The sequence below is a fragment of the Neptuniibacter caesariensis genome (assembly GCF_000153345.1).
GTDB classification, from domain to species: domain Bacteria; phylum Pseudomonadota; class Gammaproteobacteria; order Pseudomonadales; family Balneatricaceae; genus Neptuniibacter; species Neptuniibacter caesariensis.
Genome location: NZ_CH724125.1, coordinates 802,339 through 817,423 on the forward strand (window position 1 = coordinate 802,339; position 15,085 = coordinate 817,423).

General features: G+C 46.8%; 12 protein-coding genes. 5 read left to right on the forward strand and 7 right to left on the reverse strand.

Annotated elements, in window-relative coordinates; translation table 11 throughout:
• Positions 1-44 precede the first annotated feature (44 nt).
• From MED92_RS03930 to MED92_RS03940, 3 genes are all read left to right on the forward strand, one after another.
• Positions 45-4,871 (forward strand): NAD-glutamate dehydrogenase, encoded by a 4,827-nt coding sequence (locus MED92_RS03930; RefSeq protein ID WP_007020194.1) that lies wholly within the window; start codon positions 45-47, stop codon positions 4,869-4,871.
• A gap of 41 nt (positions 4,872-4,912) precedes the next feature.
• Positions 4,913-5,134, forward strand: coding sequence for a DUF2835 domain-containing protein (locus MED92_RS03935; protein ID WP_007020195.1), 222 nt, complete (start codon positions 4,913-4,915; stop codon positions 5,132-5,134).
• 115 nt (positions 5,135-5,249) lie between these two features.
• Complete coding sequence (locus tag MED92_RS03940) at positions 5,250-6,275, forward strand: quinone-dependent dihydroorotate dehydrogenase (protein WP_007020196.1); 1,026 nt, start codon at positions 5,250-5,252, stop codon at positions 6,273-6,275.
• A 43-nt stretch (positions 6,276-6,318) separates the two neighbouring features.
• On the opposite strand, the gene rmf is transcribed toward MED92_RS03940, so the two are convergent.
• Entirely contained in the window at positions 6,319-6,525 is a 207-nt protein-coding gene (gene rmf, locus MED92_RS18790) for a ribosome modulation factor (RefSeq protein ID WP_007020197.1), read from the reverse strand.
• Between the two features lie 312 nt (positions 6,526-6,837).
• Between rmf and rlmKL the strand changes: the two genes are divergently transcribed.
• Together rlmKL and MED92_RS03950 are read left to right on the forward strand one after the other, a co-directional pair.
• On the forward strand, positions 6,838-8,973 hold the full coding sequence (gene rlmKL / locus MED92_RS03945; RefSeq protein ID WP_007020198.1) for a bifunctional 23S rRNA (guanine(2069)-N(7))-methyltransferase RlmK/23S rRNA (guanine(2445)-N(2))-methyltransferase RlmL: 2,136 nt from the start codon (positions 6,838-6,840) through the stop codon (positions 8,971-8,973).
• Positions 8,974-9,223: 250 nt separating this feature from the next.
• Positions 9,224-10,432, forward strand: coding sequence for an ammonium transporter (locus MED92_RS03950; protein ID WP_007020199.1), 1,209 nt, complete (start codon positions 9,224-9,226; stop codon positions 10,430-10,432).
• Between the two features lie 43 nt (positions 10,433-10,475).
• Here the strand turns inward: MED92_RS03950 and MED92_RS03955 are convergent, their stop codons facing one another.
• The 6 genes from MED92_RS03955 to hemP form a co-directional block, all read right to left on the reverse strand.
• Positions 10,476-10,916, reverse strand: a complete 441-nt coding sequence (locus tag MED92_RS03955) for a c-type cytochrome biogenesis protein CcmI/CycH (RefSeq protein ID WP_040661528.1) — start codon at positions 10,914-10,916, stop codon at positions 10,476-10,478.
• Between the two features lie 15 nt (positions 10,917-10,931).
• Complete coding sequence (locus tag MED92_RS03960) at positions 10,932-11,723, reverse strand: heme ABC transporter ATP-binding protein (RefSeq protein ID WP_007020201.1); 792 nt, start codon at positions 11,721-11,723, stop codon at positions 10,932-10,934.
• The gene (locus tag MED92_RS03965) at positions 11,720-12,784 is read right to left on the reverse strand and encodes a FecCD family ABC transporter permease (RefSeq protein ID WP_007020202.1); all 1,065 of its coding nucleotides are present in this window, start codon (positions 12,782-12,784) and stop codon (positions 11,720-11,722) included. Before MED92_RS03965 ends, MED92_RS03960 begins: the two co-directional genes overlap by 4 nt.
• Positions 12,781-13,635: a heme/hemin ABC transporter substrate-binding protein gene (locus MED92_RS03970; RefSeq protein WP_007020203.1), complete on the reverse strand. Its 855-nt coding sequence runs from the start codon at positions 13,633-13,635 to the stop codon at positions 12,781-12,783. Before MED92_RS03970 ends, MED92_RS03965 begins: the two co-directional genes overlap by 4 nt.
• Entirely contained in the window at positions 13,632-14,717 is a 1,086-nt protein-coding gene (locus tag MED92_RS03975) for a hemin-degrading factor (RefSeq protein WP_007020204.1), read from the reverse strand. Before MED92_RS03975 ends, MED92_RS03970 begins: the two co-directional genes overlap by 4 nt.
• Before the next feature lie 219 nt (positions 14,718-14,936).
• Positions 14,937-15,047, reverse strand: a complete 111-nt coding sequence (gene hemP / locus MED92_RS18795) for a hemin uptake protein HemP (RefSeq protein WP_238321507.1) — start codon at positions 15,045-15,047, stop codon at positions 14,937-14,939.
• Positions 15,048-15,085: the final 38 nt, after the last annotated feature.

Below are 15,085 nucleotides of genomic sequence, written 5' to 3' on the forward strand. Positions count from 1 at the left end.
AGCGTTCTATACTTCTGATTATTCGAGAAAATAGGGGATCGGTAATGGCCAAGTGGGATCAGGACGAAAAAAGCAGTTTATTGTCAGCGCTTTGTAATGAATTACAGACCCGGTTACCAGAAGATAGGGCCGCGGATCTTGTCGAATTCGCGACCCTTTACTATGCCTCTGCTTCTGAGGTCGATCTTCTTGAGTGGAAGCTGGAAGATCTCTATGGCTCTACTATTGCGTGTTGGCAGTTTATTCAAAGTAGAAAGCGGGCGCAGGCTAAGGTCCGTGTTTTTAATCCTGATTATGAGCAGCACGGTTGGCAGTCCACCCATACGATTATCGAGGTTTTGCAGGAGGATATGCCTTTCCTGGTAGATTCTCTGCGAATGGAGTTAAACCGTCGCAATCTAACCATTCATGCGATTCATAATGCCGTGGTATCGATGAAGCGTGATGATAAAGGCGGATTAATCCAGGTACTAAAAAAAGATAGTCGAGCTAAGCATTCCCATCCTGAGTCATTGGTGTCTATTGAAGTTGACCGACATACCGATGAAGTTGAGCTAAAAGAGCTTGAGCATGCACTTCTGAATGTCCTTGAAGATGTGTCAATGGTGGTTGAAGACTTTGATCCGATGTTGGAAAAATGTGATTCCCTGGCGGGCCATTTTTCTAAAACAATCAAAGGCTACGATAAATCTGTTATTTCGGAAGTCCATGACTTTATCGCCTGGCTTAAAGATCACTTTACCTTCCTTGGTTACGATGAATACAAACTCAACGATAAGAATGGTAAGCCTGTTTTAGAAGCGGTTCCGGGAAGCCAGTTGGGGTTGTTACGTTTTTGCGATGAACATTGTCGATCTGCGTTGGTTAATGACAATGACCGTGATGCTGAGGGTTTTGTTCTTATCCCGGATGTTTTGTCTTTTACTAAGTCCAGCCGTGAATCCAGTGTTCACCGTCCGATCTACCCCGATTACATCAGCATCAAGCAGTTTAATAGCAAAGGTGAAGTGGTAGGTGAGTGCCGTTTTCTAGGTTTGTATACATCCAGTGTCTATATTCAGAGTTCGAGACAGATCCCGGTTGTCAGGCGAAAAGTCGAAGCGATTATGGAAAAGTCAGGCTTGCATCGGTATGGGCACGATTGGAAAGAGCTACTACAAATACTTGAGATTCATCCCCGTGATGACCTGTTTCAGGTAAGCGTGGAGGATCTTTACAAAACAGTACTGGGAGTATTGCAGATTCACGAACGTCGGCAGATTCGCTTATTTGTCCGTAAAGATTATTTTGGCCAGTTTTATTCCTGTTTAGTCTATTCTCCAAGGGATATTTACAGTACTGATTTCAGACATAAAGTGCAGGCCCAACTGATGGATCAGTTGAACTGCGATAAAGCAGATTTTACTACATATTTCTCTGAATCAATTCTGACCCGAACCCAATTTATCCTCCGTGGCGATAATATTGCTGAAGACTTCGATCCGGTTAAGTTGGAGCGCTTAGTCCGAATGGCAGCGAGAAGTTGGCGTGATGATCTCCAGGATGCGCTCATTGAAACCCTTGGGGAAGAACAGGGTATACGAACATTTAATCTCTATGGTGATGGCTTTCCTGCCAGTTATAGTGCTGACTTTTCTGCACGGACGGCGGTTGTCGATCTCCAGCATATCAGAAAGCTGACTGAGCAAAGCCCGCTTCAATTGAGCTTTTATCAAGCATTGGAACGTGATCAGGCAAGCCTGAATTTCAAGCTGTTTAGCCTCGGTGCTTCATTGCCTCTCTCTGATGTGATCCCCGTTCTGGAAAACCTGGGTTTAAGGGTTATAGATGAGCATCCGTATCGGATTAGTAGTAAAAGTCAGGGGGTCTGGATCCATGATTTCAATCTACAGTATACCGGTGTTGGTTCAGTCAGTTTGCAGACACTCAAAGCGGTATTCGAAGATGCATTCCTGAATATCTGGCGAGGTGAAGCGGCGAGTGATGAATTCAACCGCCTTGTTCTTGCCGCGCAAATGGGCTGGCGAGAAGTGGCAATGCTACGTGCCTATGCTGCTTATATGAAACAGATGCGTTTTGCGATCAGCCAGGAGGCGGTGAGTAATACGTTAAACTCCTACGTCAACATTGCAGCATTACTGGTGGAGCTATTCGAGGCTCGGTTTAAGCCAAAATCCAAGGCTCAGGCTCAAGGTATTGAAGAGCAGATAATTGCCAGCCTCGATGATGTGAGCGGTTTGAATGATGACCGGGTTATTCGTCAGTACCTGGCGCTTATGAATGCGACGCTAAGAACCAACTTCTATCAGTCTCAGCCGAATGGTGATTTGAAAAACTATTTCTCATTTAAGTTATCTCCGGATCTAATTCCGGATATGCCCTTACCACGGCCTAAATTTGAAATCTTCGTGTTCTCGCCGCGGGTTGAAGGTGTTCACTTGCGTGGAGGCAAAGTTGCCCGAGGTGGTCTGCGATGGTCCGATAGGATTGAAGACTTCCGTACTGAAGTGCTGGGGTTAGTTAAAGCCCAGCAGGTTAAAAATGCGGTCATTGTGCCTGTAGGCGCCAAAGGTGGTTTTGTCGCCAAGCTGCTTAATGATTCGATGAGTCGTGAACAGTGGCTTGAAGAGGGAATCGCTTGTTACAAAACCTTTATCAGCGGGCTACTGGATATTACCGATAATCTTGTAGAGGGAGAGGTTATCCCGCCGCCATTAGTTGTAAGACGCGATGAAGACGATACTTATCTGGTTGTGGCTGCAGATAAAGGGACGGCGACCTTCTCCGATATTGCTAATGAAATAGCAGAAGATTATGGCTTCTGGCTGGGCGATGCTTTTGCTTCGGGGGGAAGTCAGGGGTATGACCATAAGAAAATGGGCATTACCGCCAGAGGGGCATGGGTTTCTGTTGAGCGACATTTCCGTGAGATGGGCCTCAATACGGATAAGGACGATTTCACTGTAATCGGTATCGGCGATATGTCTGGTGATGTGTTTGGTAATGGCATGTTGCTATCCAAACATATCTGTCTGGTTGCAGCCTTCAACCATATGCATATCTTCATCGATCCTACCCCCAATCCTGCTAAAAGCTGGAATGAGCGACAACGATTATTTGATCTGCCTCGCTCAGCATGGACTGATTATGATGAAAAACTCATTTCCAAAGGGGGAGGCGTTTTTTCCCGTAATGCGAAATCTATAGAGCTTACGCCTGAAATCCAGGCTTTGACTGGCCTTAAAGCAAAATCGGTTAATCCCAATGAGTTGATCAGTGCATTACTTAAAGCGCAAGTTGATCTTATCTGGAATGGCGGTATCGGTACTTATGTTAAGGCAAGTGATGAAACCGATGCTGATATCGGTGATAAAGCTAATGATGCTTTACGTATCAATGGACAGGAGTTGCGCTGCAAAGTTGTAGGGGAGGGGGGCAACCTTGGGTTAAGCCAGAAGGCACGTATGGAATATACACTTAATGGCGGCCGGATGAATACGGACTTCATTGATAATGCAGGAGGGGTAGATTGTTCTGACCATGAGGTAAATATCAAGATTCTGCTAAACCAGATTGTAGCCGATGGGGATATGACGCAAAAACAGCGTAATCGGCTTCTTGAAGATATGACCGATGATGTCGCCGGTTTAGTTTTGCAGAACAATTATCGCCAGGTGCAGGCGATCTCTATGGCTGAATCCCGTTCTGCAGAGAGTATGGCTGAATATCAGCGCTACATCAGCAATATGGAGAGCGCCGGCAAGTTGGATCGTGACCTTGAGTTCCTGCCCGCTGACGAAGCATTGAACGAGCGTCGAAGCTCGAATAAGGGGCTGACCCGACCGGAACTATCGGTATTGATCTCATATAGTAAGGCTGAGCTCAAAGAGGCGCTGACACGTTCAGCGGTACCGGATGATGCTTACCTTTCCAATGAGTTGTATACGGCTTTCCCGGAAAACCTGCTGAGCGATTTCGGCTCTCAGCTTTCCTCCCACCGACTACGCCGTGAGATCATTGGGACTCAGATCGCCAATCATATGATCAACATGATGGGGATCAATTTTGTCGATCGCCTGCGGATATCAACGGGCGCTGATGATGCGGTCATCGCACGTGCTTACATGTTGGCTCGTGATGTCTTTGACGTAGAAGAGCAATGGTTACAGATAGAAAAGCTTGATCATAAAGTAGCCAGTGAACTGCAGGTTGAAATGATGCATGAATTACAGCATCTGATGAGACGTGCTACACGTTGGTTCGTGCGAAATCGACGCGCTGAATTAGATTGCGCCAAAGAGGTGGCTTTCTTTAGGGAGCATCTGGGCAAGCTTGTCAGCAAGCAGGAAAATCTGTTCAGTGGTGAACCTTTGGAGCGCTGGCACAAAGCTAAACAGAGGTATCAAGAGGCTGGTGTGCCTGCCAAACTGGCTAAGCTGGTGGCTGGAGCGCGATGCTTGTATGCGTCACTGGGTATTATCGAAGTAGCCGCCGTTTCGGAGATCTCCGCGGATAAAGTTGCAAAAATCTACTTTGGTCTGGGTGAGCGGCTCGAGCTGGATTGGTTGTCGAAAAAGCTTAATAAGCTGTCTGTCGATAATTATTGGCAGGCTTTGGCCAGAGAAGCGTTTCGTGATGATCTGGATTGGCAGCAACGTGCGGTCGTTGATAATGCAATTCAAAGTCGTGGTAAAGGCTCTGATGTGACAGCGATCATTGATAAGTGGTGTTCTGATAACGATTGGTTGCTTGAGCGCTGGCAGAATGTCCTGACCGAGCTTAAAAGTGCTAAAAAACAGGAATATGCAATGTATACTGTGGCGCTAAGAGAGCTATTTGATTTAGCCAAAACCAGCCAGTTTAGTCGTTAATAATTGTTATAGGGGCCTGTAATGGCCCCTGAATATCTTAGATGAAGTCGATAGTAGTAGATTTGTATATCAGCCCTGATAAATATAAAAAATTGTATCAGGGGCTTGCTCAAAATGTTTATACCCGTGCCACTGATGGACGCAGTGTTCAGTTTCCTGCTCATATTCTTCAGCCCTTCCTTTTATCTGATGGAATCAAAGGCCGGTTCAGGATCAACTTTGATGATCGGGGAAAGTACCTGGGGATTGAAAAAGTAAGCTGATAATGCACCGGTTTGGTGCGCCGTCTACAAGTATGCCCCTTCTGTGCATTTCTGCTCTGTTATTCGGCGGTTGCCTCGCCTATAATCGTGCAAATTTTTTCCATCAGGAACTACTATGTTGTATTCACTGACTCGCTCTTTGATGTTTCAGCTTGATCCAGAGCTTTCTCATAACGTTGCCCTACGTTCTATGAATCTGGCGGCTTCGCTTGGAGTTAATCAGCTACTAGGGGCTGAAAATCTGTCAGACCCTGTACAGGTCATGGGTATTAACTTCCCTAACCGGGTAGGTCTGGCTGCGGGTCTGGATAAAAATGGCATTGCAGTTGATGGAATGGCAGCAATGGGGTTTGGCTTTGTAGAAGTGGGCACTGTGACACCTCGACCTCAAGCAGGTAATCCGAAGCCGCGTATCTTCAGGCTGCCAGAGCAACAGGCGATCATCAATCGTATGGGTTTCAATAATGATGGTGTCGATGTTCTGTTAAAAAATCTGGATAAAAGTCGTTATAAGGGCGTTCTGGGTATTAACATCGGTAAGAACAAAGATACCCCAAATGAAAATGCCAATGACGATTATCTATATTGCCTACGCAAGGTTTACGGTCGGGCTTCTTACATTACCGTCAATGTTTCTTCGCCTAATACGCCGGGTTTGCGTACCCTTCAATACGGTGAGTCCCTAAACAGCTTGCTGGATGCCTTGAAATCTGAACAGGCTAAACTGGCCAAGTTTCATGATCGATATGTACCGATTGCGGTTAAAATCGCTCCGGACATGACTGATGAAGAGCTGGCACTGGTAGCGGCTTCGCTTAAGTCTTATGAGATGGATGGTGTTATTGCAACGAATACAACATTGTCTCGTGAGGGTGTCGAAGGTCTGGAATATGCGGACGAAGCGGGTGGCTTATCGGGTGCGCCGGTGCGTAATAAGTCTACCAAAGTGATTCGTACTCTGGCTCAGGAGCTGGAGGGTGCGCTACCGATTATTGGGGTAGGCGGTATTACAGAAGGTTACGATGCTGCTGAAAAGATTGAAGCGGGTGCAAGCCTGGTGCAAATCTATTCCGGATTTATTTATCGTGGACCGCAGTTGGTTGCCGATTCAGTAAAGGCTATGCAGCAGTTACACAAATAAAAAAGGCTCCCTTTATGGGAGCCTGATTTATGAAATTAGTTCGTCAATGTAGTGCCGGATCGGATTGAATGGCAGAAACCCCTTCCATTCCATTCCAGTGAGCCTCCCGGCCTTGGCGCCAACCGCTCATCCAGTGGCTTCGTAAATCTGATGTATTAACCGGGCAGTTGTCCCGGGATTTTCCGCTTAATCCGGCTTGAAAGCCTCGATTGAAAAGTGTGGTAGTACGATCACGCTTTTGTCTCTTCATGTAGTTGAGCCTCTCTTCATGTTTTTAGTTTTTGAGAGCAGCGGTTCCTTGAGACATGGTATCCGCTTAAAATCTGCCAAAGAGTTTTGATTAATCGCAAGGCAGACTTCTATAAATATCGGAAAATGATCGGTAATGCGATTGAATATGACTATCTTGTTACTAGACTGTAATAAATTTAGTTAGTGTGTGGGTGCAAAAAAACGATTGCATTCATTAAGTTAGTTAATGAACGAATCTTCTCTGTGAAAGTTGAATTTTTTTCAATGCTTTTCACATATTAATGAATTGAATATTGAGATTAACAATCCTATGAAACTGTTTCTTACCTGTCCAAAGGGTCTTGAGTTGCTTCTGGAAGAGGAGCTACAACAGCTGGGAATTTCTGAAACTAAGCAGACAGTTGCAGGTGTACAGTGCCAGGGAGAGTTAGAAGATGCCTACCGTATCTGTTTATGGTCCAGGCTGGCCAACCGTGTCCTGATGCCATTATGGGAAGGTGAGGCTGAAACAGCGGATGATCTTTATCAGTCGGTCCAGCAAGTTGATTGGTTATCTCATATGCGCAGTGAAGGCACGTTGTTAATCGATTTCAGTGGTCAGACCCGCGGTATCAATAACACGCATTTTGGCGCTCTCAAAGTTAAAGATGCCATTGTTGACCAGATCCGAGATAAGACGGGTGCACGCCCTAGTATTGATAAGGTGGCTCCTGATCTGCGTATCAATGTGCGCATGCACCGCGGTAAGATTACTGTCGCACTGGATCTATCTGGAGACAGCCTGCATCGAAGGGCTTACCGCCTTAAAGCAGGTGAAGCGCCTATGAAAGAAAACCTGGCCGCAGCAGTATTGATCCGTAGTGGTTGGCCGCAAAGGTCAGAAGACAACGCAGTGCTGCTGGACCCTATGTGTGGTTCAGGCACATTGTTGATTGAAGCGGCTTTGATGGCTGCGGATATAGCGCCGGGGCTCCAGCGTAAGCGTTATGGCTTTTCACGCTGGACAGGGCATCACAAGGAAATCTGGGATGGGCTGATTGCTGAAGCTAAGGCAAGGAAGGCGAAAGGGTTACTTGCGCTGTCAGCTCAATTGGTGGGTCGTGATCAGGACAAACAGGTATTACGCTCAGCGAGACAAAATGCGGAGCGGGCAGGCGTTGCTGAATTTATCGACTTTGCAACCTGCCGTTTGGAAGATCTGGAACGCTCTGCGTTGCCTGAAGGCAACGGACTGCTGGTAACCAATCCTCCTTACGGTGAGCGATTGGGTGAAACCCAGCAGCTGATGTTTCTTTACCGCCACCTGGGGGACAAGCTGAAAGCTCAGTTTGCTGGCTGGACTGCGGCGATTTTTACTTCAAATCCTGACCTTTGCAAAGTTATGGGGCTACGTGCTGATAAGCAATACAAGCTCTTTAACGGTGCACTAGAAAGTCGCCTGTTTGTCTATCCGGTCTCTGAACGACGCGAGAAAGCTGAGGAGCCTGGTGAGGTAAAACTGAGCGACGGGGCACAGATGTTTGCTAACCGCCTCCTGAAAAACAAAAAACAACTCGCAAAATGGGTTAAGCGCGAAGAGATTGAATGCTATCGCGTATACGATGCTGATATTCCTGAATACTCGGTCGCGGTTGATCTCTATGGTGATGAAGTGCATGTCCAAGAGTACCAGGCACCTAAGAAGATAGACCCTGTAAAAACCTTTGCTCGCTTACAGGATGTAATGAATGCATTACCTGTGGCTCTGCAGATTCCGGCCGAGAAGGTAATCCTTAAACAGCGGAAAAAGCAGCAGGGGAGCAGCCAATACGAGAAGCATTCAGAGACTCATCGCTTTAAAGAGATGAATGAGCATGGTTGTCGCCTGTTGGTGAACCTACATGATTACCTCGACACGGGTCTGTTTCTTGATCATCGCCCCATTCGTTACCGTATTCAGCAGGAAGCGGCTGGAAAGGATGTGTTGAACCTGTTCTGTTATACGGGCACTGCTTCGGTGCATGCTGCAAAAGGGGGCGCTAAGAGTACAACCAGTGTTGATATGTCTGCGACTTACCTTAATTGGGCCAAGCGCAATATGGACCTTAATGGGCTGGATAACGAACAGAATTTACAAGTTCAGTCTGACTGCCTGAAGTGGCTGAGAGTCCAGCGTGGCGAGGCATATGACCTGATCTTCATGGACCCGCCGACCTTCTCCAATTCTAAACGAATGGAAGGTGTTCTTGATGTACAAAGGGATCATGTTGATCTTATCGATGGCGCAATGCGTTTACTTCGTAAAGAGGGTGTACTGTACTTTTCCAATAATTATCGACGCTTCAAAATCGATCACGATGCACTGGCTGATTACCAGATTGAAGAGATCACCAGAGCCACTTTAGACCCTGATTTTAAGCGAAATGATAAGATTCACTGCTGTTTCCGCATCACTCATAAAGCTTAACGGGCTTTTTTAGTGCGGATCGACTGTTTTGGCATGCATAGTGCTTTATAAAAGAGCATAAATAGTTTGTCGTTTTTTAGAGCTCTGATAGGTATTAACGCTAAAGCCCGTAATTACGGGCTTTGTGTTAAAAAACTCTGAGAAACACGATGAGCTAATAATAAATTGCACACTAATGGTGCACCATAATGGTGCTGAAATATTATTTCGGTACAACTATGGTGCACAAGGCCAAAACAGGAGACTGTCAGTGGAAAACGTCAATAGCGCAGTAGAGACGCTTATCCAGAGTTCCAATACTCTATTTATCCTAATGGGCGCAATCATGGTATTTGCCATGCACGCCGGATTTGCCTTCCTGGAGGTAGGTACCGTACGCCATAAAAACCAGGTGAATGCACTGGTTAAAATCCTGACCGATTTTGGTTTTTCTGCCATGGCATACTTCTTTGTCGGTTACTGGGTAGCCTACGGCGTGACTTTCTTCTCGCCTGCAGCTGAGTTGGCGGCTAACAACGGTTATGAGCTTGTTAAGTTCTTCTTCCTGATGACTTTCGCGGCAGCTATTCCAGCGATTGTGTCAGGTGGTATTGCTGAGCGTGGTAAGTTCTGGCCATTCCTGATTGCTTCTGCACTGATTGTTGCTTTTGTTTACCCATTCTTTGAAGGGATTATCTGGAACGGCAACTATGGTTTCCAAGCGTGGTTGGAAGAGAGTTTTGGTGCAGGTTTCCATGATTTCGCAGGCTCTGTTGTCGTGCACGGTGTTGGTGGTTGGCTAGCCTTGGTTGCGGTGCTGATGCTCGGTATTCGTAATGGTCGTTATAAAGGTGGCCGTCTTGTCGCATTCCCGCCATCAAATATTCCTTTCCTGGCGCTGGGTGCCTGGATTCTTTGTATTGGCTGGTTTGGTTTCAACGTCATGTCTGCTCAGACAATGGATGGAATCTCTGGCCTGGTCGCTGTTAATACGCTGATGGCGATGGTCGGCGGTATTATCACTGCCCTGATCTTTGGTAAGAATGACCCTGGTTTCATACACAACGGGCCTTTGGCTGGTTTGGTTGCTGTTTGTGCCGGCTCTGATGTGATGCATCCAATGGGTTCGTTGGTTGTTGGCGCGGTTGCGGGTGCAATTTTTGTTGTACTGTTCACGATTCAGCAGAACAAGTGGAAGATTGATGATGTGCTGGGTGTATGGCCTCTTCACGGTGTATGTGGTGCCTGGGGTGCGATCGCTTGCGGTATCTTCGGTACTGAAGCTTTAGGTGGCCTGGGTGGAGTTAGCCTGATGTCGCAGATCATCGGTACAGTAGCGGGTATTGCTGTGGCTGTGATTGGTGGTGTGATTGTTTATGGCGGTGTTAAAGCGGTTTGTGGGTTGCGTTTGTCTCAGGAAGAAGAGTACAACGGTGCTGACTTGTCGATCCATAAGATTGAATCAACATGCGATAATTAATGTCGTGTAGTATCCAAAAAAAGCCGGGCGATGCCCGGCTTTTTTATTGTTCTGACAAAGTCATCGATAGGCTGGTTTTGTCATTTGGGCTTATTTCAAATGCCGGGCTGACTTGCCGATAATCTTCAGATCCGGTTTTGTGCGGATCACCACTACTGGAAATTTTAACGACGAGTACAAGTTCTTTATGCCCTTTAAGGGTGAACATAGGCAAAACGTTGTCTTTTTCAGTCAGGGTTGTTTTAAACGGTAGCTGATCTAGCCTGGTTGTTTTTGAACTCAGTGGGATCTTTGAGCCTGGAGAGGTGAGGTAAACATGTACCGGCCAGTTTTGGCTAAAACGTTCAGTTGGTAGCTTATTGCTAATAGTTACACCGATTTGAAAAACAGGGGAGCTTTGCTCTTCGGCAATGCTAACGTTTGTCACCATGAGAGACGTTAAGAAACATGTCGTTAATACCCAAGCACCGATTCTTGTATTCATTTTCAAACTTAACTCCTAGCTGTAGTGCCCTGAAGAAATAACCAAAGGCTTCCCGCTCTGTGGGTGTTTAATCACATCAACTTTGATATCGAATAGTTGCTCAATAAGGGGTGGTTGCAGTGACGTTTCGATTGTTCCTTCGGTGTGCACTTTTCCTTCTTTAAGCATGACAATTCTGTCGGCATATTCGGCGGCTAGATTGAGATCATGCAATATGGCTACTACCCCTACACCTTGCTGACTGATTGTTTTAGCTTGATTCAGGATCATATGTTGATGAGGCAGGTCTAACGCGGATGTAGGTTCATCGAGGAGTAGGTAGCGTTCTGCGAAAACGGGTGTTTCTTCCCATATTTGAGCTAATACTCGTGCAAGCTGTACCCGTTGCTTCTCGCCACCAGAAAGTGAAAGGTAAGAGGCGTTTGAAAGATGCTCAGCATCGACAAGTTGTAGGGCATGAAGCGCTATTTCCTGGTCTCTGATGCGACCAGAGCTGTGGGGCAGTCTTCCTAAGAGGACAACTTCATAAGCACTGAATGGGAAATTTAGTCCGGAAGATTGGGGGAGTACGCCCATCTGTAGCGCAATTTGTTCAGGTTCCCACTCTGTGTAGGCTCGTCCGTTCAGTTCGACAGTCCCATTAAAAAAAGCATATTCCCGAGTGAGTACCTTGAACAGCGATGACTTTCCAGCGCCGTTAGGCCCTACAATAGCCACGAGTTCGCCTGGATGAACCGCAAAGTTAATATCTTCCAAAAGCATCTTATTTCCGATCAGTAAGCTGATATTTTTTGCGATCAGGCTCATATGCTAAACCTCTTGGCTCGGAAAATGATTAATGCAATGAAGAAGGGGCCGCCGATAATGGAGGTGATTAATCCGATCGGTAACTCCGCGGGGGCGATGATGGTACGAGATAGCATGTCAGCGCAAAGTAGAAAAAGACCTCCGAGTAATGCCGATGCCGGCAATAAATAGCGGTGGTCTGGTCCAAGTGTCATTCTTATTAAGTGGGGGACGATCAATCCGACAAACCCTATCATACCCGCCACCGCGACAGCAGCACCGACGGCTAAAGCGGAAAGTAATATGACCTGGCGCTTTATTTTGTCAACGTTCACGCCCAGGTGGCGCGCTTCCGATTCACCTAAAAGTAATGCATTCAGGCTGCGAGCTTTAGCAGGAATCATAATAATGGCCAGTATGATTAAAGTGCCGGACACAAGTACCGATTCCCAAGTGGCGCCACCGAGGCTACCCATCGACCAAAAGGTGAGGGTGCGTAGCTGATTGTCATCCGCCAAATAAGTAAAAATTCCAATACCAGCACCCGTTACAATGTTGATCGCTATGCCTGCCAGGAGCATGGTGACAATTGAGGTGCCAAATTTATTAGTCGCTATCCTTGCGACAAGCAATGTCGTTAGAAAGCCACCGAGAAAAGCTGCAACAACAAGGCTATAAGGCTCAAGCCAGTCTTTAAGAAAAAACAGCGGCCCGCTTCCCAATACGATCATACCAACGGCAGCAAATGCAGCTCCCCCGGATACCCCGATTAGGCCTGGATCAGCTAAAGGGTTACGGAACAGTCCCTGGATGGCTGCTCCACTGACTGCCAGGGCTGAGCCAACCAGGATGCTTAAAATAGCGCGCGGAAGGCGAATCTGTTCAATAATGGTGGCGATATGAGTTGGGATATCTGTATTGATAAACCCAAGAGTACTCGCCAGCGAAACAATAGCGTCCCAGGGGCTGATATCCATAGGACCGACAGTTGTGGATACTGGTAGTGCGATACATAGTGCTATGGCCAGCACGCTAATGCTGGCCATAATAAAACGACGTTTTTGATCTAATGCGATGTTCATTGTTGAGCTGTTTTGAGTTGTGGGTAGAATTTTTCGGACAGCTCATGGATTGCGTCACCAATACGTGGGCCAAATCCTAGTAGATACATGCCTTCCATACTAATTAGTCCCTGGGCTTTAGCGGCTTTCGTAAGCATGAACCCCGGTTGGCTAAATAACTTATCAGCTGGAATGCTGTGTTCTTTGCGCGCCATCATTAAAATTATGTCAGGGTTCGCAACGGCAACAGCCTCAGGGGTGATCGGTTTATAGCCTTCAAGTCCTTCGATCGCATTGATGCCGCCGGCTAGTTTGATCATGCTTTCTGCATGAGTATTGTGGCCCGCGACTATTGGGCTTTTTTCATTCATACCAAGAACGAATAAAACCCGAACCGGTTGTTTTACCTGCTTGGTTTTCGCTTTTGCGGCTTCAATTCTCGACTGGACATCATTCCAAAGTATTTCGCCCTTATCTGCTTTACCTAATAGTTCAGCAATGCCGGTAATTTTAGCCTGCACCGCTTCAATGGTTGGTTTTGCGCTAAATTGCTTAATCTTAAGGCCCGTCTGTCTGAGTTGATTAATGCTTTTGGGTGGTCCGGACTCTTCGGTTATTAAAAGCAGGTCGGGGTTCAGTGAGAGAACACCTTCTACGGAGATCGCCCGCTTATAGCCTATCTGCGGTAGTTGAGTAGCGCTCTCAGGGTAATTAGACGTGGTATCGACACCGACAAGTGTATCCTCTGCTTGTAAGGCATAAATGATTTCAGTCAGGGAGCCGTCAGCGGTAACAATGCGTTCAGTGGATGCAGCCACCGGCTGCATCCACAAAACTGCACAGGTAGAAATGAGCAGTTTCTTTAATTTCATTCGGTGATTTCCTCACTCAGTGTTGATTCAGCCAGCTCTCGCCATGCAGGGTTTTCTGGTGTGCCTTCTTGACGGACACCAAAGAATTGAGCCACTGTCTCTCCCTCTGCATCGTAAAATTCCAGTGAAGTTACGATGCCATCTTCAGTGGGTTTGCGGATGAGCCAGGCGGATGTGATTTCAGGTTTTAGCAGGTGTAGATTAAATTCGGGGTCAAGAACGTTCAGCCACGGCCCCATGGTTTTAATGGTCTCTACTTGACCGGTATGGATCTGGATGTTGCCGTGATTACCCACGAAGCACATGATCGGCAGTTGAGTGTCAGCTGCTGTGTTGAGGATGCGCTCAAGTTCTGTGGTAGAGATAGGTATAGCGTTTGGAGCACCTGCCAGCCTGAAAGCTTGCTCTCGACTGATTTTGTAACGACGCAGCATGCCAAAGAACTGGTGGACATCGGTCATCTTATTCCAGTCTACACGTAGCTGTTCTGCATCTACCTCAGTGTCATCGGCATACTCTGGTCGATCGGAATCGTTGCTGTAAGCAAGCGCGCTTTCCTGATCCGGATTTATAAACCGCTCAACAAGTTCGATATATGCTTCAGTGTTGCTGTCGGGTTGCATAAATACTTTCTGAATAGCAACGCCGGCTTTATCAAAGAACTGCAAACTGAAACGTTCACCGCGCGGGGTTTCTTCTGCAACGGCAAAGCCATATGCCCAGCGGGTCAGGATGATACGCAGGTCAATTTTTCGATCATCGGTAATGACCAAACCCATTGGCCCATTGATTTTTACGTTGCTATAGATCCCTTTGCGTTCATGAACCGCCGCTTTGTTGCGGGTCAGGCTCATGATGTAGCCTAGCGTAGGTAATGCCTCGATCTGTTCTTTGAACTGCTTGTTAAGGCGGACGGATCGTACACCGCACTGGTTGTCGATCAGGTCTGCTTCGGGGACATTTAATTGGTCCGCAGCGTCTTTACGGCGAAGTTTGGGATTGTTGTTCAGCAGTTCATCGTACTGTTCCTGTAGCCGACAGGGGGTGGATTCTCTGCTGAAAACTGAAGCTAGATTGCTCATTTCTTATTCCTCTAATAGAAGCTTTCAGAAAGGGTTCTGCAAAAACAGAACAGCTGGCAAATCCAAGTAAGACAACATGTCTGATATGGCAGCCAGCAACACGCAAGTAGAACTACAGCGATCACACTGTATTAGGTTGTTCTACAAGCGGTTGCTGGCTGCCTGGTAGATCGCATTGATATGCGAGAACGAGGTGGCTGGCTAAAAGCCTGAAAGATCTTATTTCGTTAGTATCAATTTTCCGTTTTTAGTTACACGGAGTTTATAAGGCTGATGGTTATGTACTATGGTGATTTCGTTTCCTTCCTTGAATAGTTCCTCAGTACTCATCCAGCGCCTTTTTGACTCACCATGTCCGTGGACAGGGC

Bases quoted from the DNA above. Each gene is read 5' to 3' on its own strand.
- MED92_RS03970 (WP_007020203.1), bottom strand. From the start codon at position 13,635: ATGAAATTAAAGAAACTGCTCATTTCTACCTGTGCAGTTTTGTGGATG.
- MED92_RS03955 (WP_040661528.1), bottom strand. From the start codon at position 10,916: ATGAATACAAGAATCGGTGCTTGGGTATTAACGACATGTTTCTTAACG.
- MED92_RS03960 (WP_007020201.1), bottom strand. From the start codon at position 11,723: ATGAGCCTGATCGCAAAAAATATCAGCTTACTGATCGGAAATAAGATG.
- MED92_RS03930 (WP_007020194.1), top strand. From the start codon at position 45: ATGGCCAAGTGGGATCAGGACGAAAAAAGCAGTTTATTGTCAGCGCTT.
- MED92_RS03975 (WP_007020204.1), bottom strand. From the start codon at position 14,717: ATGAGCAATCTAGCTTCAGTTTTCAGCAGAGAATCCACCCCCTGTCGG.
- rlmKL (WP_007020198.1), top strand. From the start codon at position 6,838: ATGAAACTGTTTCTTACCTGTCCAAAGGGTCTTGAGTTGCTTCTGGAA.
- MED92_RS03935 (WP_007020195.1), top strand. From the start codon at position 4,913: ATGAAGTCGATAGTAGTAGATTTGTATATCAGCCCTGATAAATATAAA.
- rmf (WP_007020197.1), bottom strand. From the start codon at position 6,525: ATGAAGAGACAAAAGCGTGATCGTACTACCACACTTTTCAATCGAGGC.
- hemP (WP_238321507.1), bottom strand. From the start codon at position 15,047: ATGAGTACTGAGGAACTATTCAAGGAAGGAAACGAAATCACCATAGTA.
- MED92_RS03940 (WP_007020196.1), top strand. From the start codon at position 5,250: ATGTTGTATTCACTGACTCGCTCTTTGATGTTTCAGCTTGATCCAGAG.
- MED92_RS03965 (WP_007020202.1), bottom strand. From the start codon at position 12,784: ATGAACATCGCATTAGATCAAAAACGTCGTTTTATTATGGCCAGCATT.